Origin of the sequence: Marinobacter denitrificans, from assembly GCF_008795955.1 — a bacterium.
GTDB lineage: Bacteria > Pseudomonadota > Gammaproteobacteria > Pseudomonadales > Oleiphilaceae > Marinobacter > Marinobacter denitrificans.
Genome location: NZ_VMHN01000001.1, coordinates 755,358 through 781,433 on the forward strand (window position 1 = coordinate 755,358; position 26,076 = coordinate 781,433).

The following is a 26,076-nucleotide window of genomic DNA, read 5'->3' on the forward strand; positions in this document are numbered from 1 at the left end:
AGACGCTTGTGAGTTATCAGAACCAGACTTCCATCTGGGTACCAAAGGTCCACTGGCTGCCGCCAAAGTCTTCCTCGCCCAGGGCATCGCCGCCGTCGTAGCGGTTAAGCTCATCATCCCAGGTGGAGTAACTGGCGAAGACACGGATCTCCGGGCGATTCCAGAAGTCGCCGACCTGTGGCTTGAAGGTTGGTGCAATGGTAAAACGGGCGTAGTCACCATCCACATCACCGCGGCCCTCATAGCCTTCCGTCTGCAGATCCATGACCTGCCAGGAGGCCTCGTACTGCATCTCGAAGTTGGCCCCCAGCTCGTTGGCCAGGCGGGTATTGAAGGTAAGCCACTGGTAATCGTCGCCTTCCACATAACGGTCCTTACTGGTTTCCGCCATGATTGCCGGGGCAATACGCCAGTTAGCGCCTAGCCGGGTGGTGCCGTAGAGGGCGACCCGCGTGCTGACCGCATCTTCATGCAGGTTGCCATCGGCGCCGAGGTTCTTGACCTCCGCGCCCAGACCCTGGCCATGGAGCAGCGCTACCTTGAAGCTGCCGTCGGAGACGCCGAAGAAGCTGTCACCGTGATAGGCCAGCATGGTTTGCACACCAGAGTCGGCTGCTTCCATAACGCCGCCGACCACACGCTCGTCGTTATCCGCCGCGGACATGCCGTTGATCAACCACTGGACGTTGCCGAAGTAGTTGTTGGCAGTCAGGATCAGGTTGTCGGTATCCGAGGTGCCCTCGGTGGTGTTGGGGTCGGAGGGAAAGTCCAGGAAGCTGCGGCCGTAGAGTGAGAAGTTGGACTTCACTGACTCGCTGAAGGTGACATCGTAGAGACCAGCACCGGTGCCCCCCAGAAAGACGATATCGCTGTCGAGCCAGTGGATGTCAAAATCCAGGTCCCGGTCAAACCGCTTACCGGCCCAGATCGACGCTTCTTCAAAAATGCCGCTGAAACCGGCCAGGTTGCTGAATTCCACATAGGCCTGGCGAACGTTCAGGGCGCCATCACCGGCAGTCCAGTCGTTCGAGGAAGTGGTGGAATCGGCAATCATCAGGCGGTAATGGGACCTGGTGCCGTTCTCGGCCACGCTCTTGTAGTTGAGGATGGCTTCCAGATACGTGTCCGGCTCGTTGCCAAGCCGGCCGACCGCCCCGCCCACAGAACCGGCCGGGGTCAGGTAAGGGCCGCCGGGGGCGCTTTTGCCATCGCTGTTGAGAAGCAGCCCGGACCGGGCGTAGGTGTTGAAGGAGAAGCCCTCGTCGCCCCGGGCGTGGGGTTCGACGTCTGCCAGTTGCTGCTCCAGCGCCGACAGGCGCTCTTCCACGCTCTCCTGGGCCTGGGCCTGGCTGGCAAACAGCCCCAATGAAGCCACACTCACAGCAATCGCCAGTCGGCGACCGTTGATGGCGTCATTGCTCCGGATAGTACGATTCGATTTACAGGTATTCATCATGACTCCTTGTTTTTGTTGTATTGGCAACATCAGAGTCTATGGCAATACCCGAAAGCGGAACGTATCAAACTGAAAGACCCATGTAACATGATTGTTACATTGAAATTTCAATGTCGCGGCAGCGAAAGCGTGACGTCCAGGCCGCCGCCTGACCAATTGGCTATCTTCAGATCGCCGCCATGGCTTTGCGCTATGTTGCGGGCGATTCCCAGCCCGAGGCCGTGGCCTTTCCGGTGCTCCTGGCCAAGGCGGTAATAGGGTTCGAAAATCCGGTCCAGTTCCGCGTCGGGAATGCCCGGCCCGTGGTCCCTGACGTGAATGACCAATTGTTCGGGAGAGTCCTCCACGCAGATGGTCGCCGACTCGCCGTATTTGACCGCGTTATCCACCAGATTACCGAGGCAGCGCTTCAGTGCCAGGGGTTTGCCTCGATACGGGGCACAACTTCCCTCCACCAGTACTCGAGGGCTGTCGCCGATGTAGGCTTCGGCCATTCGACGCAACATGCCATCGATATCGATAAGCTCGACATTCTCGTGGATGTCGGTGTCCTTCATGCTTTGCAGGGCGCCTTTTACCAACAATTCCAGTTCCTGGAGATCACTTTCGAGCCTTTCACGGATGCTGTCATCCTCAATCAGGTCAGCTCGCAGGCGCAGCCTGGTAATCGGGGTTTTAAGGTCGTGGGAGATAGCACGAAACAATTGGTCCCGGTCGCTGATATAGCTCTGCAACCGCCGATGCATGGTATTGAAGCCACGGGTAACAGCAACAATTTCAGCACTGCCCTGTTCCCGCAATGGCGGCTGGCATTCGTCCAACGGCAGATCACGCGCGGCCCGGGCCAGTTTGTGCAACGGTCGGGTCTGGCGACGCACCAGCCAGGCCAACACCGGAAAAAGCACGCCGATCATCACCAGGATAAACACAATCTGCTGCCCGGGGATGCTTTCGTCATCCAGTGACACGTAAGGGGCTGGCAACAACGACGCCAGGTACAGCCACTCCCCCGTGGCCACTTCCACCTGGGTGACCAGCACCGGGGGCTTGATGGGCTCGAGGGTCAGCGCGTGATGAGCCCAGGATTTGGGTAATGCATCCAGTGGCAGCTGGGTATTGAGAATTCGCAGGTCATCAGGGTGAACGAACTCTACATACAGATTGGTGGATTTACCCAGCCGGCTCCTGAGGACAGCCTCGACTTCCTCTGTGACCAGTTGCTTACGTTCACTGTCTGGGAGCGCACGCATATTGATACGCTTGTCATTCAGGGAGACAAAGAATCGGGATCCCCCCATATCTCTCAGCTGGTCCAGCACAATATGCCGGTATTGCAGCGGCAGAGACTTGAAGAACTGCGTGGTGGCCGCCGCCGAAGAAGCAAGGTTGCGGGTGGTATTGACCAGCCCCTCAACCTGCTGGGCCCGAAAGGTACCGACCCAGATCATACTCGACGCCACCTGGGCGACACCCATGGCCAGCAGTGTCAGCAGCAGGATGCGCCCCAGGAGCGACGACGGCACAAGGCGCCATACCCGGCGCCCCGTCTCGACCGCCCCGGTATCATTCCGCGGCATAAGACACCGTTGCCGCCAGCAGATACCCTGCCCCGCGCACTGTCTTGATCAGCCTGGGGTTGCGCCCCTGATCTCCCAGGCGCTGGCGCAGGCGGCTGACTGCAACATCCACCACGCGGTCAAGCGGCATGGATTCCCGCCCACGGGTAACCCCGGAGATAGTGTCACGGTCCAGCACTTCATTGGGGTGAGCGAGGAAAAGCTGTAACAGCGCAAAGTCGGCGCCGGACAAAGGGGTGGCTCGACCCTGGTCCGAGATGAGCTCATGGGCCATTGTGTCCAGCCGCCAGCGGTCAAAACGCACAAACCGGGGATTGTCTGTTCGGGTAAAGCTCGAGCGCCGCAACAACGCCTTTACCCTGGCCTGCAGTTCACGGGCACTGAAGGGTTTGGCCAGGTAATCGTCGGCACCAATTTCCAGGCCCACCACCCGGTCGGTTTCATCGGAGCTCGCCGTCAGCATGATGATGGGCACCTGCGAGTGCTCCCGGATTTCCCGGCAAAGCGTAAATCCATCGTCGCCGGGCATCATTATGTCGAGCACGATCAGATCCACCTTTGACTGCGCCAGCCGTTGACGCATGCCATCACCTTCGGCGGCGGTCATCACGTCGTAACCAACACGGGACAGGTGTTCCTGCAATAGCTCACGTATCGCCAGGTCGTCGTCGACAACAAGAATCGATGTTTTTACATCAGACATTTAAAAACCTTTATTGTTGTTGGCATCTGCAAGCATATGACTAAAAGTTGTGAGGCAAAAGCCCCGAGCGAGTGCTAGGCTGAGTTCAATATTGTTAACAAAAATGGATAAAAGGCTCACCATGGATCTCCGACCTGTGGTACTGGGTGTAATCGGCACAGTGGCCCTGTCTATCGCTCACGCCCGCCCCCCTGTACTCAACCTCTATACATTTGCGTCCTCGCCTTACCAGATACCTGCAATGGGGGGCACTGGGGACGCGAAGGTGGTTGGAGAGACGGTAGATACCGTCAACTGTGCAGCGCGCCAGGCCGGCTGGTCGACCCGCATTCGGATCACCCCGCAAAATCGGGCCGTACACTCGTTGCGACGAAACCTGATCGATGGTTACTTTGCCATAGATCCTTCCATAGAACTTGATTCGACTGCGAAAAGAAGTAATCCGGTCGCCCTTGAGAAATGGTATTTTTTCACGACGGATCCGGATGTGGTGCCAGAATCTGCCCGCCTTGGAGTAGTGGACGGCAGTAATGAGAAAGCCTGGCTTGAGGACAACGGTTTCGACGTTTTCATCAGCGTTTCCCTACCGAGCCAGTTGCTCGCCCTGTTACAACGTGGCCGAATCGATGCAGCCCTGATGGACAGACGTGCCATGATTGACCTCCACGAGCCCGACAAGTCAGGCGCTGGCGAACTGCACACCCATTTTCTCCGCTACGCGCCCTTGTACATGTATCTCAGTGAAAACTTCACCGCCAACAATCCTGATTTCCTTCGGACTTTCAACCAGTTCCTCCCGGCCTGTATGGAAGGCCGAATTACGCTTTCTGCCGATGAGGAAGCACGGATTAAAAGCCTCTCGAAGCGATTATTCAGCGAAATTGACGGCATGCTCGATCTGCAACAGGCTATCGATGCCGGCCCACGCATGGAAAACCTGACCGATGTGCTGACATTCGACGCCAAGTGGCAAGTGCTGGCACCAGCGACGACTCCCGAACTTGCCAAAGCCATTCTTGAGCTGCCCGGGTCCCGCGCTCTTCACGCCTGGAAACTGAACCACAAAGACATTGTCACCGAGGCTCTGCTCACCAACCACCTGGGCACACTCGTGGCCATGAGCCAGCTTGCTTCGGACTACTGGCAGGGCGACGAGCCCAAGTTCACCGGCGTTGTGGAGAACCTGCACGCAGGCGCAACCGGTTTGGACGCCATGCACCTGTCAGACATTCGGTATGATGCTTCCACCTCCCGCTTTCAGGTAACGGTCAGTGCGCCGGTGGGCCCGGTTTCAGACGGTCTTCCCATGGGCGTGGTCGTGTTGGGGCTGGACATTGAAAAGGCGCTGGGGAACCATGCCGCACACTGACCTCACGGGGGCCCGACCTCACAGGCAAGCACCAGGGCCCAGAATTCCGAAAAGTCGTTAACCACCACATCCGGTTTATCCGGATGTTTGTGGGTGCCGGGGAAAATCCGGTTCAACCACGGCAAATCCCATTGCGCGCCGTTAAAAAACACAGCCGTCATGCCGGCACGCTTGGCGGCAATCACATCGGTAGTGCTGTCACCCACGTACCACACGCTTGGGTCCGGCGGGTAGTCCAGCTTTTGCACCGCGAGATATAGCTGGTCCGGGTGGGGTTTCCTCAGGGGCGTGTCATCGCCACAGACGTCCACATCAAACAGGTGAGTCCAGCCGGTGTCTTCCACCGCAGCCAGCTCATGTTCGAAGAACTCCCGGTCACGATTGGTAATCACCCCTACCTGAATACCGATACGCCGCAACCCCTCAAGCACGGCACGGACTTTGGGTTCGAAGGCTTTCACCGTACCGTAATGTTCACGGTAGTGACGGTTGAACACCTTGTGGGCAACCTGTTTCGCCTCCTGATCCTCACCAAACAGCACTTCGAAAATATCCGTGCGTGATATCTTTCGGTCTGCCCGCACCTTGGGGTGCAGTTTGGCAAACTCGCGAACATAAGCCACCAGGCGGGCATCCTCGGGGGTTTTACTGTCTTCTGGGGCCAGCATGCGGTCTGTTAGACCCAGGGCCTCAAACTCCGGAAACATGTCATCCACTGCGTGGTACATGGCGTCCAGGGTATCCACCAGGGTGGCATGCCAGTCAAACAACACCACCGATGGCCGGATCAGGCTGACAACCGCAGGATGCCAGTCCGGCTCAATACGAGGCTGCGGCGGTTCCGGGCGTGGGTAAGCCCGGGGCCGGACCTCGGCAGGGGTTGCCCGGAAAGCGTCCGGCTCCTGCCGTTCCAGGAGCGCCAGCAGGTTGAGCAGGTCCTCAAAGCTGTCGAGAATTGCCGCCGGTGCGTCCCGATGACTGAACCAGCTGTCGATCCGCCCGGATTCCCAGCAGGCGCCGTTATAGAAAACTCCGGAAACTCCCGCCCGGTTGGCGGTGAGCATGTCCACATAGCTGTCGCCCACGTACCAGGCCCGCTCGTCTGCGGGTAAGTCCAGCTTCTCCAGGGCGCGGGTGATCACTTCCGGATCGGGTTTGTACTCGGTCACGTCATCGGCGCAGACCGTGACATCAAAAAGGTTCTGCCAGCGCCCTTCGTCGACCATTTTAAGTTCTTTATCCAGGAACTCCCGGTTGCGGTTAGTGGATACCGCCAGCCGGATTCCCATCTCTTTCAGAGCCGTAAGGTATTCGTAAGCGCCCTGCTGAAACGGCTTTACCTTTCCGAAGTAATTCCGGTAGCAGTGATTGTAGGCCTCGTGGGCGATCAACCTGGCCTCTTTGTCGTCACCAAAAATGGCATTGAAGATATCGGTACGTGACACCCGCCGCTCCGCCAGGATACGGGGATGCAAGCGACGGAAAATCCGGATGTAACGTACCAGGCGAGCGTCATCCGCGGTGCGGCATTTGTCTTCAGGCAACAGCCTGTCCACCAGGCCCAGATCTTCCAGCTGTGGAAGCATCTCTTCCATGGCGCTGAACATGGCGTCGTGGGTGTCCACCAACGTGCCGTGCCAGTCGAACATCAGCACTGACGGTGCTGGCAATCCATCGCTGAATCTGGCCATGAGGTCTCCTCGAGCGCCGTATTGGATGGCTATTGCCTTCAGTAAAAACCATTTCACTGCGAACTACAAAGAACCAGCCCCTCCCCTGCGCCTCGCTCACTTGCATTACTTGTTATAGCGACACGATTGCCTCCTGCGCTGTCCTGGCACCGCTCAGACACCTTCGCACCAAACGCGGGCGCCCCGGGAGTTTGCGTTCTCTACCGATTCGTCTGCGGCCAAAAATTCAAACTCCAATAAAAACAAACAGCTTGGTTGCACCTGTCGGTTTCTGGCACAGCAGGTGCAACACCTACTGCAGGGATCATGACCTGTTAGTACAAGTGAAACGAAACGGGAAGGAAAAGACGATGAGAGATTCGAGAGCCCTTGCAACACTCACACTCTGTGGATCGCTGGCACTGTATGCCGGCGCTGTATCTGCAGACACCATCCGCGTTGGCATTGGCCACCAAAGCATGGTGACCAACACTGTTTCCGGCGGCATTGTGCTGGAAAAACTCGACCTGCTTGAAAAGCATTTGCCCACCACCGGCAAATACGACGGTGTCGATTACGACATCGTTTACCGCGACTACGATTCCGGCCCGCCCATCACTAACCAGATGCTGGCTGGCAAACTGGAATTCGGTGTGATGGGCGACTATCCGCTGATTGTTAACGGCGCCAAGTTCCAGGAAACCGGCAAGCAGGAAACCCGCTTCATTGCGGTTACCGGTTACAACCTTCGCGGCACCGGTAATGGCATTGTCGTTCCCATCGGTTCCGATGCCCAGAGCCTGGCAGACCTCGAGGGCAAGACCCTGTCCGTTCCGGTAGGCAGCGCCGCCTGGGGCATGACCCTCAAGGCCCTGAGCGAAGCAGGCCTCAGCGACAAGGTCCAGATCGTCAACCAGAGCCCGTCAGTGGGCGCGGCCAATATCCAGGCCGGGCGCATTGATGCCCATGCCGACTTCTGCCCCTGGTCAGAGATCATGGAATTCCGGGGCACGGCCCGTAAGATCTATGACGGCAGTGAAGCCGGTATTCCCACCTTCCATGGCATTGTTGTGCGGGAAAGCTACGCCGAGCAGTATCCGGAGATCGTGGAAGGCGTTCTGAAAGCCACCCTCGAAGCCCAGGAATGGATCCGGGAAAACCCCATGGAAGCCGCCATGAAGGTCTCCGAGTGGACCGGCGTGGAGAAGGAGGTGCTTTACCTCTACTTCAGTGAAGGCGGGATCACCACTGCCGAGGCCAGCATCAAGGACGAATGGGTCGAAGCCATGAAATACGACCTGGATCTGCTGAAGCGGGAAGTGGGCGTGCCGGACCTGGATTTCGACCGCTGGGTGGATGACACCTACCTGCGTGCCGCCTATGCAGCCATGGACCTGGATTATGACTCACTGGTCAATTCGGTCGTTGACACCCGGCCCAACAACCCCGCCCTGAAACCTGCCGAAATCTGGTTTGAAGACAAAGGCATCGTTACCTACGACAGCGTTGCCGACATGCTCGCGGCCATGGAAGAACCGGGAAGCGCCATCAATGCAACCTATGTCTACGACAACGTCACCGGCCTGAAACTGTTCGGCAAAGCCGCCTACCTGGTACGTGGTGACGATGGCGAAGTAGTTGCCTTCCTCAAGAAAGCCGACTCCGAAAAACACATAGCCGATCACGGTGGCACCCCGGTTACTCCGGACAGTGCTATAGCGATGGCCTACTGATCCCTTTGCTGTGCGGGTGCCACCGGTGCCCGTGCAGTAACGGTCCGAGGAGTGACTACGATGGATAGCAAGAGCAACGTGGCGATGCAAACTGCCGAACCGCTGGAGGAAGCCGACAACGGCTCCACCAATGCCGCGACCGAGGAACAAGCATCAGCGCCGGCTGTGTCAGCGACAGACAACAGAGCAGACAACGACTCGCGTCCACCCGCCAGAGTGTGGCTTAAAACCACCGGGGTTCGCTACCTGGTGCGGATCATGGCACTGGTAGTGGCTGTCGTGCTCTGGGAACTGGCCTCCACCAACGGTTTCCATTTCTACATCAACTTCGACAACATCCCGGCGCCGTCTGTGGTGGGGGTTGCCCTGGTTGCAGAGCTGACCGGGCAGGAGTTCTATCTGCACATTCTGCATAGCCTGGAGCGCGTAGCCATTGCCTACGTGATGGCCGTGGTTATCGGTGTAATCCTGGGTGTGGCCATGGGGCGCTCCCGGTGGGCAGAGGACATTATCCTGCCCTATATCGAACTGCTGCGGCCCATTCCGGCAGTAGCCTGGATTCCGCTGGCCATCCTGATGCTGCCCACTGAACAGTCCAGCATTATTTTCATTACCTTTCTGGGCGCGCTGTTTCCGGTCATTCTCAACACCGTTCACGGGGTTGAACAGACCAACAGCGTGCTGGTTCGCGCCGCCCGAAGTCTCGGAGCAAGCCGCACCGCCATTCTATGGCACGTGGTGTTGCCGGGAGCCATGCCGTCCATCGTGGCAGGACTGGCCATCGGTATGGGTGTGGCCTGGTTCTCTCTCCTGGCCGGAGAAATCATAAGTGGCCAATACGGTATTGGCTACTACACCTGGAACTCCTACACCCTCATTCAGTATCCGCAAATCATTATCGGCATGCTCACCATCGGCGGGCTCGGAACCCTGTGCACCCTGCTGGTCCGCAAGGGTTGTAACCCGTTGCTGAAGTGGCAAGCCAAAGGAGGCCGCTCATGACTGACGCCCCTGTAAACGACAACCGACTTGCCGTGCTGGATCACAGCCGATCAAGAGCAAAGTCCGGGAAGCCCGGCGCCGAACGTGGCCGGATCTCGGTCAGGGATGTGGATATCGTTTTCGATACGGTCTCCGGTCCCCACGTGGCCGTCCAGAGCGCCAATCTGACAGTCCGCCCCGGGGAGTTTGTCTGCCTGCTGGGTCCCTCCGGATGCGGCAAGTCCACGCTGATGAACAGCATCGCCGGCTTTGTGCCCCCTACTCGCGGTGACGTCACAATAGACGGCGAGGCAGTAACGGAACCCGGCCCTGATCGCGGCATGGTGTTCCAGCAGCATTCACTGTTTCCGTGGAAGACGGTCAAGGAAAACGTCGCTTTCGGCCCACTCATGGCCGGTGCAGGCCAGAATGAGGCTAACGGCGTTGCCCGCACATTTCTCTCGCTGGTCGGCCTTGCCGCATTCGAGAACGCCTACCCGAACACGCTGTCCGGTGGCATGCAGCAGCGAGTAGGCATCGCCCGGGCATTAGCCAACTATCCCAGCGTGTTGCTCATGGATGAGCCATTCGGCGCCCTGGATGCCCAGACCCGCATCATGATGCAGGAGAACCTGCTGGATATCTGGCGCGAATTCCGCAACACCGTGGTGTTTGTTACCCACGACATCGACGAGGCCGTGTTCCTGTCCGACCGGATCGTGGTGATGAGTGCCAGCCCGGGTCGGATCATTGCTGACATCGACGTGAAACTGCCCCGCCCGCGGGAACAGGCCCTGCTGACCAGCCCGGATTTCATGACGCTGAAGCGTCAGTGCCTGGATCTGATCCGCAAGGAAACTCTCAATGCATTCCAGCAGCAGAACAAGGCGGGGTAACTATGAACGCTCTACTCCCTGCCCTGCCCGAACTCGCCATGACCTGTCATAACAAGCAGGAGGACGAGCGATGACCAATGCGACTCAAATAATGGCCGGCCAGTCGCCCCTGCCGCTGTATGTCCAGATCCGCGACAGCCTGCGACGCCAGATTCTGGATGGCACCTACCAGGTCCATGAGCGCCTGCCGTCAGAAAACGAAATGATGGGTGTGTTCGGAGTCAGCCGGATCACCATCCGCCAGGCACTGCGTGATCTCCATAACGAGGGCCTGGTGTTCAGTGCCCAGGGTAAAGGCACCTTCGTGAGCAAACCCAAAGCGGTGCAGAACGTCCAGCGCCTGGAAGGGTTCGGTGAAGCGATGGCAGCCCAGGGCTATGAAGCCTCGGCGCGAGTCCTCAGCATCCAGCAATTGAAAGCCCCAAAGGCCGTTGCGGCCTCACTGGATCTGCAACCGGGCGATGAGGTTATCGAGGTCAAACGGGTGAGATACCTCAACCGCTCGCCGGTGTGCATTGAAAACAGCTATTTCCCGATGGACATAGGGCGACGGATGTTCAGCCTGGACCTGTCCGGCGACATTTTCCCCATGCTGGAGAACCTGTTCGGCATCCCCCTCGGCGGTGCCGACATCAGCCTCGACTCCATCCTCGCGGACGACGAAGCCCAGCAATACCTCAGCATCAAAACCGGCGAAGCCATCCTCCGGGTTGAACGCCTGACCCATAACCGGGACGGGCGTCCCATCGATTTCGAGTATCTCTGCTACCGCGGTGATTCATTCAAATACCAGTTCCGGATTGACCGGAAATAGGAGCGCACCATGAAAATCAATGACATCCCTGTGATCGATACCGACGTTCTGGTCATTGGCGGAGGTACTGCCGGCCCCATGGCCGCGGTAACGGCCAAGGAGCAGGACCCAAGTCTCAACGTCATGCTGCTGGAGAAGGCAAACGTAAAACGTTCCGGCGCCATTTCCATGGGCATGGACGGCCTGAATAATGCCGTGGTGCCCGGCCACGCCACGCCGGAACAGTACGTGAAGGAAATCACCATTGCCAACGACGGCATCGTACACCAGCCCGCATTGATGGCCTACGCCACCCGCTCATTCCCGATGATCGAGAAGCTGGACTCCTGGGGCGTTCACTTCCAGAAAGACGAAACCGGCGACTACGACATGAAGAAGGTCCACCACCTGGGCACTTACGTGTTGCCCATGCCGGAGGGCCATAACGTCAAAAAGATCCTGTACCGCCGCCTGCGCCGTAACCGGGTGCAGATTGAAAACCGCTACACCGCCACGCGGTTGCTGAAAGACCCGGACGGCAAGATTGCCGGGATGATCGGCGTCAACACCCGCACGGCGGAACCCATCATCATTCGCGCCAAGGCCGTAATCATGGCCACCGGCGCCGCCGGCCGCCTGGGCCTGCCGACATCGGGCTACCTGTTCGGCACCTACGAAAACCCGGCCAACAACGGCGACGGCCATGCCATGGCCTACCACGCCGGTGCCGACCTGGCGAACCTGGAATGCTTCCAGGTGAACCCACTCCTGAAGGACTACAACGGCCCGGCCTGCGCCTACGTAACCGGCCCGCTGGGTGGCTTTACCTCTAATGCCTTTGGGGAGCGCTTCATCGAGTGTGACTACTGGTCCGGCCAGATGATGCTGGAGTTCTTCAAAGAGCTGGAATCCGGCACCGGCCCGGTGTTTCTCAAACTGGACCACCTGGCAGAAGAAACCATCGAGGAGATCGAGACAGTACTGCACACCAATGAGCGCCCCTCCCGCGGCCGTTTCCACGAAGGCCGACACGTGAATTACCGCGAGCGCATGGTGGAAATGCATATCTCCGAAGTGGGCTTCTGTTCCGGTCATTCTGCCTCCGGCGTGTGGACCGACGAAACCGGGGCCACCACCGTGCCCGGGCTCTACTGCGCCGGCGACATGGCCAGCGTGGCCCACAACTACATGCTCGGCGCATTTGTGTACGGCCAGATCTGCGGGGAAAGCGCGGTCGAATTCGTGAAATCACGCAGTGAGCCCAAGCTGGACGAGGACTTCATCAAGGCCGAACTGGAGCGTATCCAGGCGCCCATGAAGCTGACCGATGGTATCCCGCCGGAGCAGATGGAATACAAGGTGCGCCGCCTGGTGAACGACTACCTGCAGCCTCCCAAAGTCACCAAGAAAATGGAGATCGGGCTCGAGCGGATTCTCGCAGTACGTGAGGATCTCCCCCAGCTCTGCGCCCGCGACCCACACGAGCTGCTCAGGGCCATGGAAGTCCAGTCCATTATCGACTGCGCCGAAATGGCAGCCCGTGCCTCCCTTTACCGCACCGAATCCCGCTGGGGCCTTTACCACTACCGCGTGGACTTCCCGGAACAGGACGACAGCGAGTGGTTTTACCACAGCCGACTGTTCAAGGACGAAAACGGCCAGATGGCCAGCGGCAAGCGACCGATTGCGGATTACCTGGTTTCCCTCGGTGAGGAAAAAGACGCCTACCGCAAGATGCGAGTGCAGAAAGCGGCCAACGGCTGACAGAACTGAAAACACATTTTGCGACGAGAGAGGAACACCAATATGCCTATCGCCAATCACCATTCAAGCGTTCCCGTCATTGTGGACGAGGACAAATGCATCGCTGACAAGGGCTGCACCGTGTGCATCGACGTGTGCCCGCTGGACGTGCTGTGGATCAACGAAGAAACCGGCAAGGCCCACATGAAGTATGACGAGTGCTGGTACTGCATGCCCTGTGAGGCTGACTGCCCCACCGACGCCGTTACCGTCAACATTCCCTACCTGCTGCGCTGAGGAAAGCCATGAAAACCTACGACGATCCCGAACTGCAGGCCATTGCCGTAAAACTCACCTCCGACGATCCCGGCATCCGCAGGGTGGCGGTTATGGACCTGGTGGATTCCGGCGAGCCGGAAGCGGTGGAACTGGTCATCCATGCCCTGAACGACCCGGACACCAACGTACGCCAGGAAGCCGCCAAGGTCGTGGATGAGTTTGAAGCGGCTGACATGGCAGACGCGCTGATAGCCGCGCTCAGCGACGGCGATGAGGTGGTACGCAACAGCGCCGCCCACGCCCTGGCAGACCTGAAAGACCCGGCCGCTGGCGAGCCACTGCTGGAAGCCCTGGAACACAGCACCGACGGTTTTGTGGTGTCCGGCATCCTGCGGGCCCTGAAGCCACTGCGACTTGCCGGTGCACAGCGCCCGGCCCTCAAGCGCCTGGGGGACAGCGACCCCCGTGTTCGCCGCGAGGCAGTGGCGGTGATTGGCTGGCTGAAACAGCCTGAAAACCTGCCTGCACTGGTGGAAACCGCACAGCACGACGCCGACCCCGAAGTACGCCGGGCCGCCACCGGAGCGCTTGTCTATGCCACCCCGCAACAGGTGGGGCAGGCACTGATCAGCCTGTTGCAAGACCCCCACTGGCAGGTGCGCTGCGAAGCCGCCAACAGTATCGGCAAACTGGATCACAAGGCGGCCGCACCCGCCTTGATGGAATCCACCACCGACGAGCTTTGGCAGGTGCGTGAAAAAGCGGTGGATGCCCTGGGCAAGCTGGGGGTTATCGAAGCCATACCGGTACTGGGCACGTGCTCGAAGGATGCCATGAGCAACCTGCGCAAGGCCGCCATCGGCGCACTGGGCGCCATTGCCCACAACGATGGCAGGCCCTATGTGGTAACCGCCCTGGACGATCCGGATCCAGACGTCCGCAAGCTGGCCCGCTGGGCCATCTCGAAACTGGACGCTGCGGCCTGACCAATGGGCCGGCCCGTCGCACAACGGGCTGGCCATTACCCGCCGCACCACTGCAAGTTGCAAGGAGACTGCCATGACCTTTGTTGTCACCGAAAACTGCATCCGCTGCAAGTACACCGACTGTGTTGATGTCTGCCCCACGGACTGCTTCCACGAAGGCCCCAACTTTCTGGTGATCAATCCGGAGACCTGCATCGACTGCAGCCTATGCGTTGCCGAATGCCCCGCCGATGCCATTTTCGACGAAAAGGATCTGCCGGAGGATCAGCACCACTTCATTCAACTGAATGCCGAGCTGTCCCAGGTCTGGCCGGTGATCGACTCGACCTCCACGCCCATGCCAGAGGCGGAAGACTGGGTCGATCGTCCCGGCAAAATGCAGTATCTGGAGCGCTGATTCATGCCCCGACTTGTCATAACGAGTTGCTTGCGGATGCTGTCGCTGGCTTTGGTGGTGGTTTCGGCTGCCGCCCTGGGCAGCACCCGCCCGATGGAATTACCTGATCGCCACATTCCGCTACCCGAAACACCGGAACTGGTGCTCCCGTCCCTGATGCAAGGAGGCCGTTGTGTCTAGACAAGCCCTGGTAGAACCGCCAAAGGAAGTTCGCCTGAAACGCAAACTCAACGAACTGGAACTGAGCTGGCCCGATGGCCTGACCACCAGGCTGAGCTGCCTGATGCTGCGCAAATCCTGCGCCTGCTCCCATTGCACCCAGGCCAAACGCACCGGCCGGCTCAGCCTGATTGACGCCGACATCCGCGTAGACCGGGTGGAGCTGTCCGGTGTCAGCGGGCTGCAGTTTTTCTTCAGCGACGGCCATTACCGGGGCCTCTACCCCTGGGCCTTCCTGCGGGAACTGAGCGAGCAGGTGTCATGAACCAGACTCTCCGCGCTCTGGACACCCGCTGGTGGGCAGCTGCACGGCTGCGCTATCCCGGCGCTGCCTTGTGCGGGGTGCTGGCCCTGGCCGGCAGCTTCCTGGCAAACCATTACGGTGCCCCGGCCTTGATACTGGTACTGCTGCTGGGGTTCGGCTTTGCCAGCCAGGCGGCAGACTCCCGGCTACAGCCCGGCGTGGAATTCTGCAGCCGTCAGGTATTGCGTATCGGCATCGCCCTGCTTGGCGCCCGAATCGGTGTGGAACAGCTGATGACCGTCGGCAGCCTGCCGTTGCTGGTGGTCCTGACCTGCACGCCCATCATCATCGGCTCCGCGCTTTTGCTTGGGCAATGGTTTGGTCTGCCCCGTATGCAGAGCCTGGTAGCCGGCGTGGCCGTGGCGATTTGCGGTGTGTCTGCCGCGGTGGCGGTGGCTGCGGTTATCCCCCAGGGCAAACTGGAAGACCGGCGGCTTTTGGGCGTCGTAGTAGGCGTTACGGCACTCGGTACCCTGAGCATGCTGGTGCTACCTCCCCTGTTCGCCATGCTGGGCTACAGCGAGCCACAAGCCGGACTGTTACTGGGAGCCAGCATCCACGATGTCGCCCAGGCGGCCGGGGCCGGTTATCTGGTCTCCGATACCGCCGGCGACATTGCAACGCTCACCAAACTTTTGAGGGTAGCCCTGCTGGCACCACTGGTGCTGTTGCTGGGCGCGCTGCTCAACCGCAACAGCACCGGTAAGGCGGAACACCCCTGGTTCCTCTTGGGCTTCGTCATTCTGTTCGGCATGAACAGCCTCAGCTGGCTACCAGAAGACCTTCGCCAGGCCCTGGCCACCACCTCTCAGGCGTGCCTACTGGTGGTCATGGCCGCCCTGGGCATGCGCACCAGCCTGTCGTCCCTGATCGCCCAGGGTTGGCGCCCTTTTGCCTTGCTGGCCTTGCTCAGCGCTCTGCTTGTTATCACGGCCATGGGGTCCATGGCCACTTACTCACTCTGAACCGATATACAACTGGCCAACACGGAGGACTACCCCATGGCTGCACTTGGAACCGAAAACGTCATCAGCGTCCATCACTGGAACGACACCCTGTTCAGTTTCAGGACCACCCGCGACCAGAGCCTGCGCTTTGAGAACGGTCACTTCGTCATGATCGGCCTGCCGGTGGATGGCAAACCCCTGCTTCGTGCCTACAGCATTGTCAGTGCCAATCACGAGGAATACCTCGAATTCCTCAGCATCAAGGTTCAGGACGGCCCGTTGACCTCCCGCCTCCAGCATCTCCAGGAAGGTGACTCGCTGTTCGTCAGCCGCAAGCCTGTGGGCACCCTGGTGATGGCGGACCTGAACCCGGGGAAGAACCTATACCTGTTCGGCACCGGCACCGGACTGGCGCCGTTCATGAGCATCATCCGCGACCCCGAAACCTACGAGCGCTTTGAAAAAGTGGTGCTGGTACATTGCGTACGGGAAGTCAGCGAGCTGGCCTATCACGACTACCTGACCAGCGAACTGCCCGGCCACGAATTCCTGGCGGAGATCATCGGTGACAAGCTGATCTACTACCCCACGGTTACCCGGGAACCCTTCCGCAACGAAGGCCGGATCACCACCCTGATTGAGTCCGGCCAACTGGCGAAGGATACCGGACTGCCACAACTGAACCCCGAAACCGACCGGGCCATGCTCTGTGGCAGCCCGGCCATGCTCAAAGACCTCTCCGCCATGCTCGACAATTTCGGTTTCGAAGCATCACCCCACCAAGGTGAGCGCGGCGACTACGTCATTGAACGCGCTTTCGTGGAACAATAACCGGAGGTATTGCCATGGCCAGCCCAGTTTCCTATCTGCCAGCCCATCAACAGAAGCGCGAGGGGCCGGAACAGAAAACGGTTCCCGGCGTAAAACACCTGATAGCAGTGGCTTCCGGGAAAGGCGGTGTCGGCAAGTCCACAACCACCACCAACCTTGCCCTTGCGCTAGCCCGCAGCGGCGCCCGGGTGGGCGTTCTGGATGCCGACCTTTATGGCCCCAGCCAGCCCCGCATGCTTGGGTTGAAAGGCATGCCTGACAGCCCCGACGGAAAAATCCTGGAACCCATGATCGGCCACGGCATCCAGACCATGTCCATCGGCTTTCTGGTGGATGACGAGTCCCCCATCATCTGGCGTGGCCCGATGATCACCCAGGCCCTGACCCGGTTGGTGTACGAGACGCGTTGGGACAACCTGGACTATCTGATCGTGGACATGCCACCGGGCACCGGCGACATCCACCTGACCATGGCCCAACGCATGCCGGTTTCCGGCGCGGTGATTGTAACCACCCCCCAGGACATCGCGCTGCTGGATGCCCGCAAGGGGTTGCGTATGTTCGAGAAGGTAAACATTCCGGTGCTCGGCATTATCGAAAACATGAGCACTCACATCTGCACCGCATGCGGCCACGAAGAACACATTTTCGGCGAAGGCGGTGCGAGAAGAATGGCGGAGGAAGCCGGCACCGAACTGCTTGGGGAATTGCCGCTGGATATCCGGATCCGCACCGGTTCTGATTCAGGCCAGCCGATCATGACAAGCGAACCCGATGGCACGCTGGCAAACGCCTATCTGGAGATCGCGACGAGGATTACCCGGGAGGTTGAAGCTCTCTCCAATGCCCCCCGGGAAAATGCCTCCGGGCAAGACATGCCGGAAATCATCATGGAGTAGAGGGGGAAGCCCGAGGCACTATCGGGGCTTCTTCGCGGTTTCAACCTGAGTGATACGGCCATTGCGCAATTTGACGATCCGGCGAAACTGGGTCTTGCCGGTTTCATACATCCATTCTTCCACAGGCACCAGAGTCTCCGGCCGATAATGCCCGGAAACCTTTGCTCCGCGGCCAACGACTTCCCAGGTGACCCGCCTGGAAACCGGTTCGCCGCAATAGGACACCATCTCGAACTCACTGACCCCACTCTGCAGCCGGGCCGGGGAGCAATCACCGGCACTGTCTCCGGCAAAGCCATAGCCCAGGCTGTGCTCTCTGCGCAGCTTGCCGTCACGAAATTCAAGGCGGCGGATGAACCCCTGGGGGCCAGGGTTGTAATACCAGTGCTCTACCTCGCCCACAACGCCGATGCCGGGGACTGTGGCCGTGGGGTAAGTGGCGACGTAATCCGGCGCTCCGCAGCGCTCTTCCACTTCCACTGGCCAGTCGCCGACGTCCACCAGCGAGGAACCACAACGAAAGGCAGCATTAGCGGTGCCGGGCAAGAGTATCAGGCCCGGGACTAATACCACCCACAACAATCTGATCGATAACCGCAAGCGCATGACGTTTCTCCCGGTTGTGCACTTCTGATTTCCCAATACTAGAACGAGAAAAACACGATAGGCACCGGTAAATCGTAAAGATCACGTAAACGCCAGCTATCGGTGTCTGACTACCCGGGTCGCCCACAGGGTCAGCCCCGCCAGCGCAACCGCCAGCAGCATTGGCCATATCAGTGCCCATAACTGATACGGTGCCGGTAACCAGAGCGGGGACTTGACCAGCCCTTCTACCTCCCAGGGCATCCACCAGAAGGCCATTAGGCTCACACCAATCGCCATCAACCATCCTGCCGCCAACATCGGCGGGTTCCGGCCCGTCTGCAGCGTTCCTGAAAGTGTCCAGAAGTAGCGCAACACCAACAGCAGTGTAGCCACGGCCCCGGCGGTCATCAGCGGCGACAGGTAACCGCCGAGGGCAAAGTCCAGCTTGTCTTCCGCCAAGCCTTCTTTCATCGCCAGCTTGGCCAGCGCGCCACTGGTGAACGGTAATCCGGCCAGGGACAAACCCGGCAAGGCGATCAATAACCAGACTGCTGCCCTGCGAATTCTGCCGGCGGGAAGCGACATGCCCGCCGACAGAAACAGACTGCCCTTGGCCAGGCCATGATGGAGGGCGTACAGGGCAATTACCGAAAACAACACCGGCGCACGTTCGGAATCCGCCATCGCAGCACCCACCATCAGCACCATCAACCCCATCTGGCTGATACTGGAATAGGCCAATACCGCCTTTGGCCGCTGCTGGCATACGCCCAGCACAGCGGCACCGATCGACCCCACGGCTCCAGCCCCAAGCATCAGTGTTCCCCAGCCCTGCAAGGCAATATCACCAAATGGCAGGGTAACCAGCCATCCCAGCAAGCCGGCCTTGATCATCGCGCCACTGAGCACGGCACTGGCGGGCGTGGGCGCGACCGGGTGAGCCAGCGGTAGCCAGAAATGCAGCAGAGGCAGGCCGGCTTTGACTCCGAACCCCGCTACCAGCAGGGCCATCATCAGGTCCCGACGTGGCGACTCGGCAATCGCGGGCGGCAAATCCGAAAGCATCTGGCTATCGGCAGCTGCGGAGGCCAGCAGCAATCCCGCCAGAATCGCCATCTCCCCCAACACTGCCATCACCAGATACACCCGCCCGGCATGGCTTGCCTCTGCCGTTCCCTCATGCACCACCAGGCCATAGCCGGCAAAGGTCATCAATGCGAAGAAGCTGTAGAAGCTGCCAGCATCCACGGCAACCGTCAGCCCGATATTCCCCGCCAGAGTCAGCCCCCAGAACACACAGAACCGCTGCAGATAATGGGCGCCCAGGTAACCCACCGCGTAAATGCCCGCTACAGCCCAGAGTACCGCAGTCAGTAGCAGGAACAGCCGGCGCAACTCATCCATTGCCCAGAGTCCGCCGTTGAGCAACCACGGGAGCTCCAGCTGCCAGCCGGGCTCGGTGGCAAGCGCCAGGACCAGTGCTGGCAACGGGAGAACGGGCATTGAGTAACGCAGCACCCTGGCCCATCCCGCACGCAGGGCCAGTATTGGATACAGTAACGGCAAGCCCACCGCCAGCAGAACCAGAACCGACTCGAAAGCGATCATGGCGAGTACTCCCGCAGCACAATCAGCTCGGCCCACGACAGCGGGCTAAAGGGTAGCGAAGCCAATACCCCGACCATGACGGTCATCACTGCCGTCAGCAACGGCGGCCAGAACAGCCAGGCGCTGGTTTCCAGCCGGCCCCAGAACCGCTCTTCAGGCCAACTGGCTTGCGGCTCACGGAACCATAAGCGGTGCAGTATGGGCAGGAAATAGGCCGCATTGAGCAAGCTGCTTAACACCAGCACTGCTATCACCCAATCCATGCCGGCAGCCAGTGCTCCACTGCCCAGAACCCACTTGGTAATAAAACCGGCCAATGGCGGCGCGCCAATCATGCCAAACGCGCCGATGGTAAACGCCAGCGATGTGCCGGGCATACGTCTCCCCACGCCGTCCATTTCATCAATGCGGTGAATGCCCAGCGTTTCTGCATAGTTGCCTGCACAGAAAAACAGAGTGATCTTCATCAGCCCCTGGTGTAGCAGATGAACCAATCCGCCTGCGGCTGCGACTGGCCCGAACAGGGAAACCCCGAGAATGATGTATGACACCTGGCTTATGGTAGAAAACGCCAGCCGGCGTTTGAGATCAACCTGCGACAGTGCCCGAACCGACGCGTAAAGAATGGTGAAGGCGGCCAGCCAGGCCAGCGGCTCCAGAACCCCCAACGCCGACGAAGCCTCCACACCATAGATGTCATACACCACCCGTACGATCCCGAAGGCACCGGCTTTTACCACCGCCACGGCATGCAGAAGCGCACTGACCGGGGCCGGCGCCACCATCGCCTGGGGCAGCCAACCATGGAGGGGGAACAGCGCTGCTTTTACCCCCAGCCCGGCTACAAGCAATATAAAGATCAGGATCAGCGAACGGTGAATCTCAGGATCGGCATCTATGAAATGACCACCTTCACGGAATGGCAGATCCCCCGCCACGCCGTGCAGCCAGGCAATCGCCAGCAACAGGACGGCTCCTCCGGAAAGCGTATAGATCAGATAGGTCCGCCCCGCCCTCAAGGCCTTTTCAGTACCCCGGTGAACCACCAGCGGATAGGTCGACAGGGTCAGCATTTCGTAGAACAGGAAAAAAGTGAACAGGTTTCCCGCCAGGGCAATACCCATAGTGCTGGCGACGCACAGGCTGAAAAAACCGAAGAACCGGCTGCGATTGGGCGAGTCCTCCAGGTAGCCCACGGCATAGATTGTCGTCAGCAACCAGAGCACCGCCGATAGCCCCGCAAACATCATCGACAGGGCATCGGCTTTCAGCACAAACGTCACGCCAGGAACCATGGTAAAGCTCAGACCATAATCCACCCCGCGAAACACGCCCCAGACCATCACCACTACCAGCCCCAGCTTTACCAGAGCAGCGCCCAGGTTCACCGTTGTCCGCAGGCGGTAGCCCTTTTCGGGTAGAAGAAAAATCACCAGCGCTGCGACCAGTGATGTCATCAGCGCAAAGACCGGTATCCATGCGTTCAACGTCATGGCGAGCCCTCTTCTTCAAACGGCAGCGCCATCACCGAGAGCACCTCCTCAGATACCATGCCAAGCCCGATCGCCATCAACGCCAGGACCATCGGTATTACTTCCAGGCTCCTGGACGGGTGGTAGAACTCATCCGTCTCAGAGTTTTCCAGAAAAGACGCGCGGTAGATCCGGAACACGTACGCCGCCGAGAGCAGGCCACCCGTCAACAGCACCAGCACCCACCACCATTGGCCGCTACCCAGGCTGGCCTGAAGTAGCAGCCATTTGGCCGCAAACCCACCGGATGGCGGCAGGCTCATCAACGAGACTCCGGCCAGGCCAAAGGAGAACAGAGAGAATGGGAGGAAACGGCTCACGCCGGTCAGTGCGTCCACGCGATTACTTCCGGTGGACAGAATCAGATTACCGGCAGCAAGGAACATGGCCGCTTTTGCCAGGGCATGGCTGATGACCTGGAGGGTAATGCCTTGCTGAGCCTGCTGTGACACCGACTCCGACACTGAATACGTCAGCGGAAACAACAGGAACAGATAACCAATCTGCGCCACGGATGAATAGGCCACCACCTGTTTCAGCGCTGACTGACGAAGGGCCAGCCAACTGCCCCAGACCACAGCCGCGCTGCCCAGCAGGCCCACCAACTGCGCCGCAGCCAGGTTACCAAGCGGCTCGCCAAGTTCCAGCCACAGCCTGGCCGCGATATAAAAGGAGGCTTTGACCACCAACGCCGACAACAATGCGCTGACCGGCGATTGGGCAATTCCATGCGCCGGGGGCAGCCAGCGATGGAGCGGAAAAAGTGCGGTTTTCAACGCCAGGCCTGTGACCATCAAAGCGAGCGCGAGTCCGGAACCGGCCGGCACGGGATGGTCCTCCAGCCAGAACACGACCCCCGCAATGGACAGGGTGCCGAATTGCCCGTATATCAATGCCACGCCAAGCAGGTAAGCCAGCGATCCCAACAGTGCCGCCAACAGGTATCTCAGGGACGCCCGCAACGCCGCGGCTTTGCCACCCAGGGCCACCAGGCCCACAGCAGAGAGACTGATCAGCTCCAGCCCGACATAGAGATTGAAGAGATCGCCACCGAGCCAGACCGCGTTAAGCCCGGACCAGAGAAACCAGAACAGGGGCCAGAAATAGCGGTGCCAGGGTTTGTCCGGATCAATATAGACTCCGGCATGGAAACCGCAGGCACTGGCAACAACAGCGGTAAGTAACACGAAGGTGACAGCAAGCCCGTCAACCCGAAGCTCGATGCCAAGCGGTGCTTCCCAGCCACCCAGGCCATAATAGAAACCCCCGTCCCGGGACACCGCCAGCCAAAGACCCAGCGACACCAGAACCTGAACCACGATTCCGCCCCATGTCACCACCCGGCCCCAGGCAAAATCCGTCAGCAGTGTCAGCACGGCCCATGCCAGAGGAGTAAACAACAATCCGGCCATCAACCAAAGGGTCATTCCGGAGCACCCTCCCGGGAGGCAGGCTCGCCCGTCAGACTGGTCAATCCAGACAGATGGTAATAACGCCGTATCAACACCACGGCCAGGGCCGTGGCGGCAATAGCCACCACAATACCGGTAAGCACCAGGGCCTGAGGTACCGGGTCCTGCCCGCCCTGGTGCTGGGGCAAGCCCACCAGCACCAGAAACACGCCAGACCCCATAATATTGAACGCCACCAATTTGCGGAGCAGATGTGACAGCCACAACAGCCCGAACAGACCGATACCGCATAAAATGGCGCCTGCGAGGGCATACAACAGCGGAGCCGTCATGACGAACCCTCTTCGGGGTCCTCGGCATCATTGACCGGGGCGGAGACAAACAACGCCAGCAACACCATGGCTATGGACAGGGTCAGAACCGATTCGATAATCAGGATCAGGGGTTTGGTCAACTCCGGTGGATACGCCAGAAAGGCATCACCGCCGATAACGCTCGCCACTGCTACCAGCAGAAACACCGTAAAACCCAGCACCAGGCCCAGGCGTAACAGCAACCCGGGGCGAAGAAAATCCATGGGAACACCCCCGAGGCGCATCAGCACCCCCGTAGCAGCCAGTACGGCACCGGCCTGAAACGCGCCCCCGGGCCGGTGCGCGCCGGCCCACAACAGATACCCCGCCAACATCAGCATCAGTGGGACGAACCAGCGCTGCAAGCCGTAAAGCAGTGAGTCCGAGGTGCGCAGTTCCGGATCCTCCAGCGATGCCGTTTTTGCCATGGATATGCCGGCAATGCCGGCGATCACCAGAACGCCGATCTCGAGCAGGGTGTCGTAACTGCGGAAATTCAGTAGCACCGCCGTGACCGGGTGCTCCACTCCACTGCGCGCCATGTTTTCCGACAGCAGTTGTGGCAGGTTCACCGGGGCCGGTTGTCCGGCGATCGTCCATATACTGAGCGCAAGAATTCCTGAAAACGACACACAGGCTGCAACCATAGCAAGAGTTTTCAAAGTCCGGATCATTGCCCGTTGCCTCCCTTATCCTGCCCTCGGGGACGAGCCCTGCCCAGGTGGCTGACGGCATCCAATAACAGCACCCCGGTAAGCCCGGCACCGATAGCCGCTTCCGCCAGGGCAATATCCGGCGCCTGCAAGCGCACCCAGGCGACCGCCATCAACAGACCAAAGGCTATGAATACCACGACTGCCCGGAACAGGTCGCGGGACAGCAATGCCGCCGCTGCTGTTACCAGCAGTGCAACCACCAGCAAGCCATCCAGCAGCCACTCAGTCATTGCGCTCGCTCCCTCGCGTGCCGGCCCGGTCCTGCGACCGGACAGCCCGGGCAATCAGGTGGGCGGACGTAGCGCTGGCCGCCAGCGCCACCACCCAGATCAGGATCACTTTCATGGCCACAGCCAGTGACGCTACCCCCAGCAGCAGAGCCAATACGATAAACCCCAGCCCAAGGTTGTCGACCTTGGTAAGGGCGTGAATCCGCGTGAGGGTTTCTGAAAAACGGAACAATCCCAGGGTACCTATGGCGAAGAACACGCAGCCTGCGGCCAGCAGCAATACCTGAAGAAACTGAACCAACTGCATCACGATTCCCTCCGGTCTATCCGTACCACTCGCGTTACAAAACCCACAATGGCCAGTACCGATAGCAATGCCAGAACAAGCGCCACATCCCTCAGCGACGGGGCAGCCTGGGCTTCGGCAAGAACCAGCAGCAATGCAACACCTGTGGTGCCGAAAAGCTGTGACGCCAGCATGCGGTCTGACGCCGTGGGGCCCAGCCATATCCGCTCCAACGCCACCAGCAAGGTCAGCAGCAGAAAAGCCGCTACGGCGTTAAACACCAGCGTCATTGCTGGCTCCCTTCCTGCCTGAAATGGTTGTTCGGCGACAGGCCAAACACCTGCGCCACTTTCTGCTCGACGAGCCTCACATCTGCCTCAACCGGTTCCCGGGTATCCAGGCAATGCAAGTCCAGCCGCTCCCCATCAAGGCTGACGCTCAGCGTACCGGGCATCAGCGACAGGGTATTGGCCAGCAGCCAGCGCGGGCCGCCTTCGGGCAAGCTGAGATAAAACGTGAGATAGCCTGGGTTGACCGGCAAGGATGGCGACAACAAGCGGCGGGAAACGTCGATCCCGGCCACCACGGATCGACCAATGAAGAAAAGCATGAAGAGCAGGAATGGAAACGGGCGAATCCGTACTTTAGCCGGTGGGAAAAGACGCAAAGAAATAACCGTGGCCAGTGCGGTGACCACCAGACCAAATCCGATTCCGGAGGAATCCCCTTCCGTAAGGGCCCACCACACCAGCAGAAGCAGCCCAATCCGTGCAGAAATCGTTGTGACTGCGCTCATCGGTACTCCGTGCGTTGACCTGTGAAATCTGCCCTGAACTCCCACCCACACTGAAAAGACTACCACATCAACAGCTAATACGAATCCACTCCCCGGCTATGCAGCAGACCCCAGCACCCGTGCGGAACCATTAAAACGCGTGAAACCGAATAAACAGTCCGGGTAAATTACACTGGCGGTTGGTCAGGGTATTATCCTGACCAACCTGCCCCATTTGCGGCGTTAGCGTGAGCCCTGGCTGCGGGCCTGATGCTCCAACATTTGCTCCATCATCAACTGCATCTGGTTCATGCGGTTTTCCATCATTTCCAGACGCTGTTCAGAGTTCATGCCACCAGCACCGCCCTGCTGATTTTTCCCCGGCTTTTTCCCGGATTGCTGGTTATTCATGCCCTGACCTTGCTTGCCATCGCCCATCATTCCGTGACCTTGACCCATCATACCTTGGCCCTGGCCCATCATGCCGCCGCGCATCATGCCCATATGTTCCTGCATGGCTTCCATGTGTTTTTCCCGGATGCGTTGGCGCTCAGTCTCTGATGTTGCGCTTCGCATTTCCTGCATCATGGTCTGCATTTGCGACATATTTTCATGCATTTGCTGCATCTGTTCCGGGTTCATCATGCCACCACGGGGCATTTGCTGGGAGCTCCCCTGTGCAAACACTATAGCGGGCGCTGCCACGAGAATTGAACACGCGACCAAACGGCTAAATCTGTTCATGAGATCCTCCTTAATACCTGCATCGGACTGTTTCATACTCAGTAAAGAC

At 59.5% G+C, this 26,076-nt stretch carries 29 protein-coding genes; 14 read left to right on the forward strand and 15 right to left on the reverse strand.

From position 1 onward, the window contains the following. Positions 1 to 16: 16 nt before the first annotated feature. The 3 genes from FO268_RS03515 to FO268_RS03525 form a co-directional block, all read right to left on the reverse strand. Positions 17 to 1,456: a carbohydrate porin gene (locus FO268_RS03515; protein WP_225316490.1), complete on the reverse strand. Its 1,440-nt coding sequence runs from the start codon at positions 1,454 to 1,456 to the stop codon at positions 17 to 19. Positions 1,457 to 1,563: 107 nt separating this feature from the next. Beyond that, positions 1,564 to 3,033: an ATP-binding protein gene (locus FO268_RS03520; RefSeq protein WP_150989659.1), complete on the reverse strand. Its 1,470-nt coding sequence runs from the start codon at positions 3,031 to 3,033 to the stop codon at positions 1,564 to 1,566. After that, positions 3,020 to 3,736 carry a response regulator gene (locus FO268_RS03525; protein ID WP_150989662.1) on the reverse strand — a complete coding sequence of 239 codons (717 nt, stop codon included), beginning with the start codon at positions 3,734 to 3,736 and terminating at the stop codon, positions 3,020 to 3,022. The genes FO268_RS03520 and FO268_RS03525 overlap by 14 nt, the downstream gene beginning before the upstream one ends. Before the next feature lie 121 nt (positions 3,737 to 3,857). Between FO268_RS03525 and FO268_RS03530 the strand changes: the two genes are divergently transcribed. Continuing rightward, positions 3,858 to 5,105 (forward strand): substrate-binding periplasmic protein, encoded by a 1,248-nt coding sequence (locus FO268_RS03530; RefSeq protein WP_191966812.1) that lies wholly within the window; start codon positions 3,858 to 3,860, stop codon positions 5,103 to 5,105. Positions 5,106 to 5,107: 2 nt separating this feature from the next. Here the strand turns inward: FO268_RS03530 and FO268_RS03535 are convergent, their stop codons facing one another. Next, a complete protein-coding gene (locus tag FO268_RS03535) occupies positions 5,108 to 6,796 on the reverse strand; it encodes an HAD family hydrolase (RefSeq protein WP_150989667.1) in 1,689 nt (562 codons plus the stop codon). 350 nt (positions 6,797 to 7,146) lie between these two features. On the opposite strand from FO268_RS03535, the gene FO268_RS03540 reads away from it, so the two are divergent. The 13 genes from FO268_RS03540 (at position 7,147) to apbC (ending at position 17,783) form a co-directional block, all read left to right on the forward strand. Beyond that, entirely contained in the window at positions 7,147 to 8,508 is a 1,362-nt protein-coding gene (locus FO268_RS03540) for an ABC transporter substrate-binding protein (RefSeq protein ID WP_150989670.1), read from the forward strand. Between the two features lie 258 nt (positions 8,509 to 8,766). Then, entirely contained in the window at positions 8,767 to 9,510 is a 744-nt protein-coding gene (locus tag FO268_RS03545) for an ABC transporter permease (RefSeq protein ID WP_227716283.1), read from the forward strand. Beyond that, positions 9,507 to 10,385: an ABC transporter ATP-binding protein gene (locus tag FO268_RS03550; protein ID WP_150989673.1), complete on the forward strand. Its 879-nt coding sequence runs from the start codon at positions 9,507 to 9,509 to the stop codon at positions 10,383 to 10,385. Before FO268_RS03545 ends, FO268_RS03550 begins: the two co-directional genes overlap by 4 nt. Before the next feature lie 70 nt (positions 10,386 to 10,455). Then, positions 10,456 to 11,199, forward strand: coding sequence for a GntR family transcriptional regulator (locus FO268_RS03555; RefSeq protein ID WP_150989676.1), 744 nt, complete (start codon positions 10,456 to 10,458; stop codon positions 11,197 to 11,199). Positions 11,200 to 11,208: 9 nt separating this feature from the next. Then, the gene (locus tag FO268_RS03560; RefSeq protein ID WP_150989678.1) at positions 11,209 to 12,942 is read left to right on the forward strand and encodes a fumarate reductase/succinate dehydrogenase flavoprotein subunit; all 1,734 of its coding nucleotides are present in this window, start codon (positions 11,209 to 11,211) and stop codon (positions 12,940 to 12,942) included. 42 nt (positions 12,943 to 12,984) lie between these two features. Next, positions 12,985 to 13,218 carry a 4Fe-4S dicluster domain-containing protein gene (locus FO268_RS03565; protein WP_023012262.1) on the forward strand — a complete coding sequence of 78 codons (234 nt, stop codon included), beginning with the start codon at positions 12,985 to 12,987 and terminating at the stop codon, positions 13,216 to 13,218. An 8-nt stretch (positions 13,219 to 13,226) separates the two neighbouring features. Continuing rightward, positions 13,227 to 14,186, forward strand: a complete 960-nt coding sequence (locus FO268_RS03570; RefSeq protein ID WP_150989681.1) for a HEAT repeat domain-containing protein — start codon at positions 13,227 to 13,229, stop codon at positions 14,184 to 14,186. Positions 14,187 to 14,259: 73 nt separating this feature from the next. Continuing rightward, on the forward strand, positions 14,260 to 14,583 hold the full coding sequence (gene fdxA, locus FO268_RS03575; protein ID WP_150989684.1) for a ferredoxin FdxA: 324 nt from the start codon (positions 14,260 to 14,262) through the stop codon (positions 14,581 to 14,583). Between the two features lie 3 nt (positions 14,584 to 14,586). Then, on the forward strand, positions 14,587 to 14,763 hold the full coding sequence (locus tag FO268_RS22795) for a hypothetical protein (protein WP_191966814.1): 177 nt from the start codon (positions 14,587 to 14,589) through the stop codon (positions 14,761 to 14,763). Further along, on the forward strand, positions 14,756 to 15,067 hold the full coding sequence (locus tag FO268_RS03580; protein ID WP_150989687.1) for a DUF971 domain-containing protein: 312 nt from the start codon (positions 14,756 to 14,758) through the stop codon (positions 15,065 to 15,067). The genes FO268_RS22795 and FO268_RS03580 overlap by 8 nt, the downstream gene beginning before the upstream one ends. Beyond that, positions 15,064 to 16,071, forward strand: coding sequence for a YeiH family protein (locus tag FO268_RS03585; protein WP_150989690.1), 1,008 nt, complete (start codon positions 15,064 to 15,066; stop codon positions 16,069 to 16,071). Before FO268_RS03580 ends, FO268_RS03585 begins: the two co-directional genes overlap by 4 nt. A 36-nt stretch (positions 16,072 to 16,107) precedes the next feature. Further along, positions 16,108 to 16,884 (forward strand): ferredoxin--NADP reductase, encoded by a 777-nt coding sequence (locus FO268_RS03590; RefSeq protein ID WP_150989693.1) that lies wholly within the window; start codon positions 16,108 to 16,110, stop codon positions 16,882 to 16,884. Positions 16,885 to 16,898: 14 nt separating this feature from the next. Continuing rightward, on the forward strand, positions 16,899 to 17,783 hold the full coding sequence (gene apbC, locus FO268_RS03595) for an iron-sulfur cluster carrier protein ApbC (protein WP_150989696.1): 885 nt from the start codon (positions 16,899 to 16,901) through the stop codon (positions 17,781 to 17,783). A gap of 18 nt (positions 17,784 to 17,801) precedes the next feature. Here apbC and FO268_RS03600 read toward each other — a convergent pair whose 3' ends face one another. The 11 genes from FO268_RS03600 to FO268_RS03650 form a co-directional block, all read right to left on the reverse strand. Beyond that, positions 17,802 to 18,389, reverse strand: a complete 588-nt coding sequence (locus FO268_RS03600) for a DUF2845 domain-containing protein (protein WP_150989699.1) — start codon at positions 18,387 to 18,389, stop codon at positions 17,802 to 17,804. Positions 18,390 to 18,485: 96 nt separating this feature from the next. After that, positions 18,486 to 19,979, reverse strand: coding sequence for a complex I subunit 5 family protein (locus FO268_RS03605; protein ID WP_150989702.1), 1,494 nt, complete (start codon positions 19,977 to 19,979; stop codon positions 18,486 to 18,488). Further along, positions 19,976 to 21,472 carry a complex I subunit 5 family protein gene (locus FO268_RS03610; RefSeq protein ID WP_150989705.1) on the reverse strand — a complete coding sequence of 499 codons (1,497 nt, stop codon included), beginning with the start codon at positions 21,470 to 21,472 and terminating at the stop codon, positions 19,976 to 19,978. Before FO268_RS03610 ends, FO268_RS03605 begins: the two co-directional genes overlap by 4 nt. Next, a complete protein-coding gene (locus tag FO268_RS03615) occupies positions 21,469 to 22,938 on the reverse strand; it encodes a complex I subunit 5 family protein (protein WP_150989708.1) in 1,470 nt (489 codons plus the stop codon). Before FO268_RS03615 ends, FO268_RS03610 begins: the two co-directional genes overlap by 4 nt. Beyond that, positions 22,935 to 23,255, reverse strand: coding sequence for an NADH-quinone oxidoreductase subunit K (locus FO268_RS03620; RefSeq protein WP_150989711.1), 321 nt, complete (start codon positions 23,253 to 23,255; stop codon positions 22,935 to 22,937). The genes FO268_RS03615 and FO268_RS03620 overlap by 4 nt, the downstream gene beginning before the upstream one ends. After that, positions 23,252 to 23,950 carry an MnhB domain-containing protein gene (locus FO268_RS03625; RefSeq protein ID WP_150989714.1) on the reverse strand — a complete coding sequence of 233 codons (699 nt, stop codon included), beginning with the start codon at positions 23,948 to 23,950 and terminating at the stop codon, positions 23,252 to 23,254. Before FO268_RS03625 ends, FO268_RS03620 begins: the two co-directional genes overlap by 4 nt. Continuing rightward, complete coding sequence (locus FO268_RS03630; RefSeq protein WP_150989717.1) at positions 23,947 to 24,222, reverse strand: Na(+)/H(+) antiporter subunit B; 276 nt, start codon at positions 24,220 to 24,222, stop codon at positions 23,947 to 23,949. Before FO268_RS03630 ends, FO268_RS03625 begins: the two co-directional genes overlap by 4 nt. Next, complete coding sequence (locus FO268_RS03635) at positions 24,215 to 24,529, reverse strand: cation:proton antiporter (RefSeq protein ID WP_150991628.1); 315 nt, start codon at positions 24,527 to 24,529, stop codon at positions 24,215 to 24,217. Before FO268_RS03635 ends, FO268_RS03630 begins: the two co-directional genes overlap by 8 nt. After that, entirely contained in the window at positions 24,529 to 24,798 is a 270-nt protein-coding gene (locus FO268_RS03640; protein WP_150989720.1) for a monovalent cation/H+ antiporter complex subunit F, read from the reverse strand. The genes FO268_RS03635 and FO268_RS03640 overlap by 1 nt, the downstream gene beginning before the upstream one ends. Next, positions 24,795 to 25,304 carry a Na+/H+ antiporter subunit E gene (locus tag FO268_RS03645; RefSeq protein ID WP_150989723.1) on the reverse strand — a complete coding sequence of 170 codons (510 nt, stop codon included), beginning with the start codon at positions 25,302 to 25,304 and terminating at the stop codon, positions 24,795 to 24,797. Before FO268_RS03645 ends, FO268_RS03640 begins: the two co-directional genes overlap by 4 nt. Before the next feature lie 222 nt (positions 25,305 to 25,526). Further along, the gene (locus tag FO268_RS03650; protein WP_225316491.1) at positions 25,527 to 26,063 is read right to left on the reverse strand and encodes a DUF4175 domain-containing protein; all 537 of its coding nucleotides are present in this window, start codon (positions 26,061 to 26,063) and stop codon (positions 25,527 to 25,529) included. Between the last annotated feature and the right edge of the window lie 13 nt (positions 26,064 to 26,076).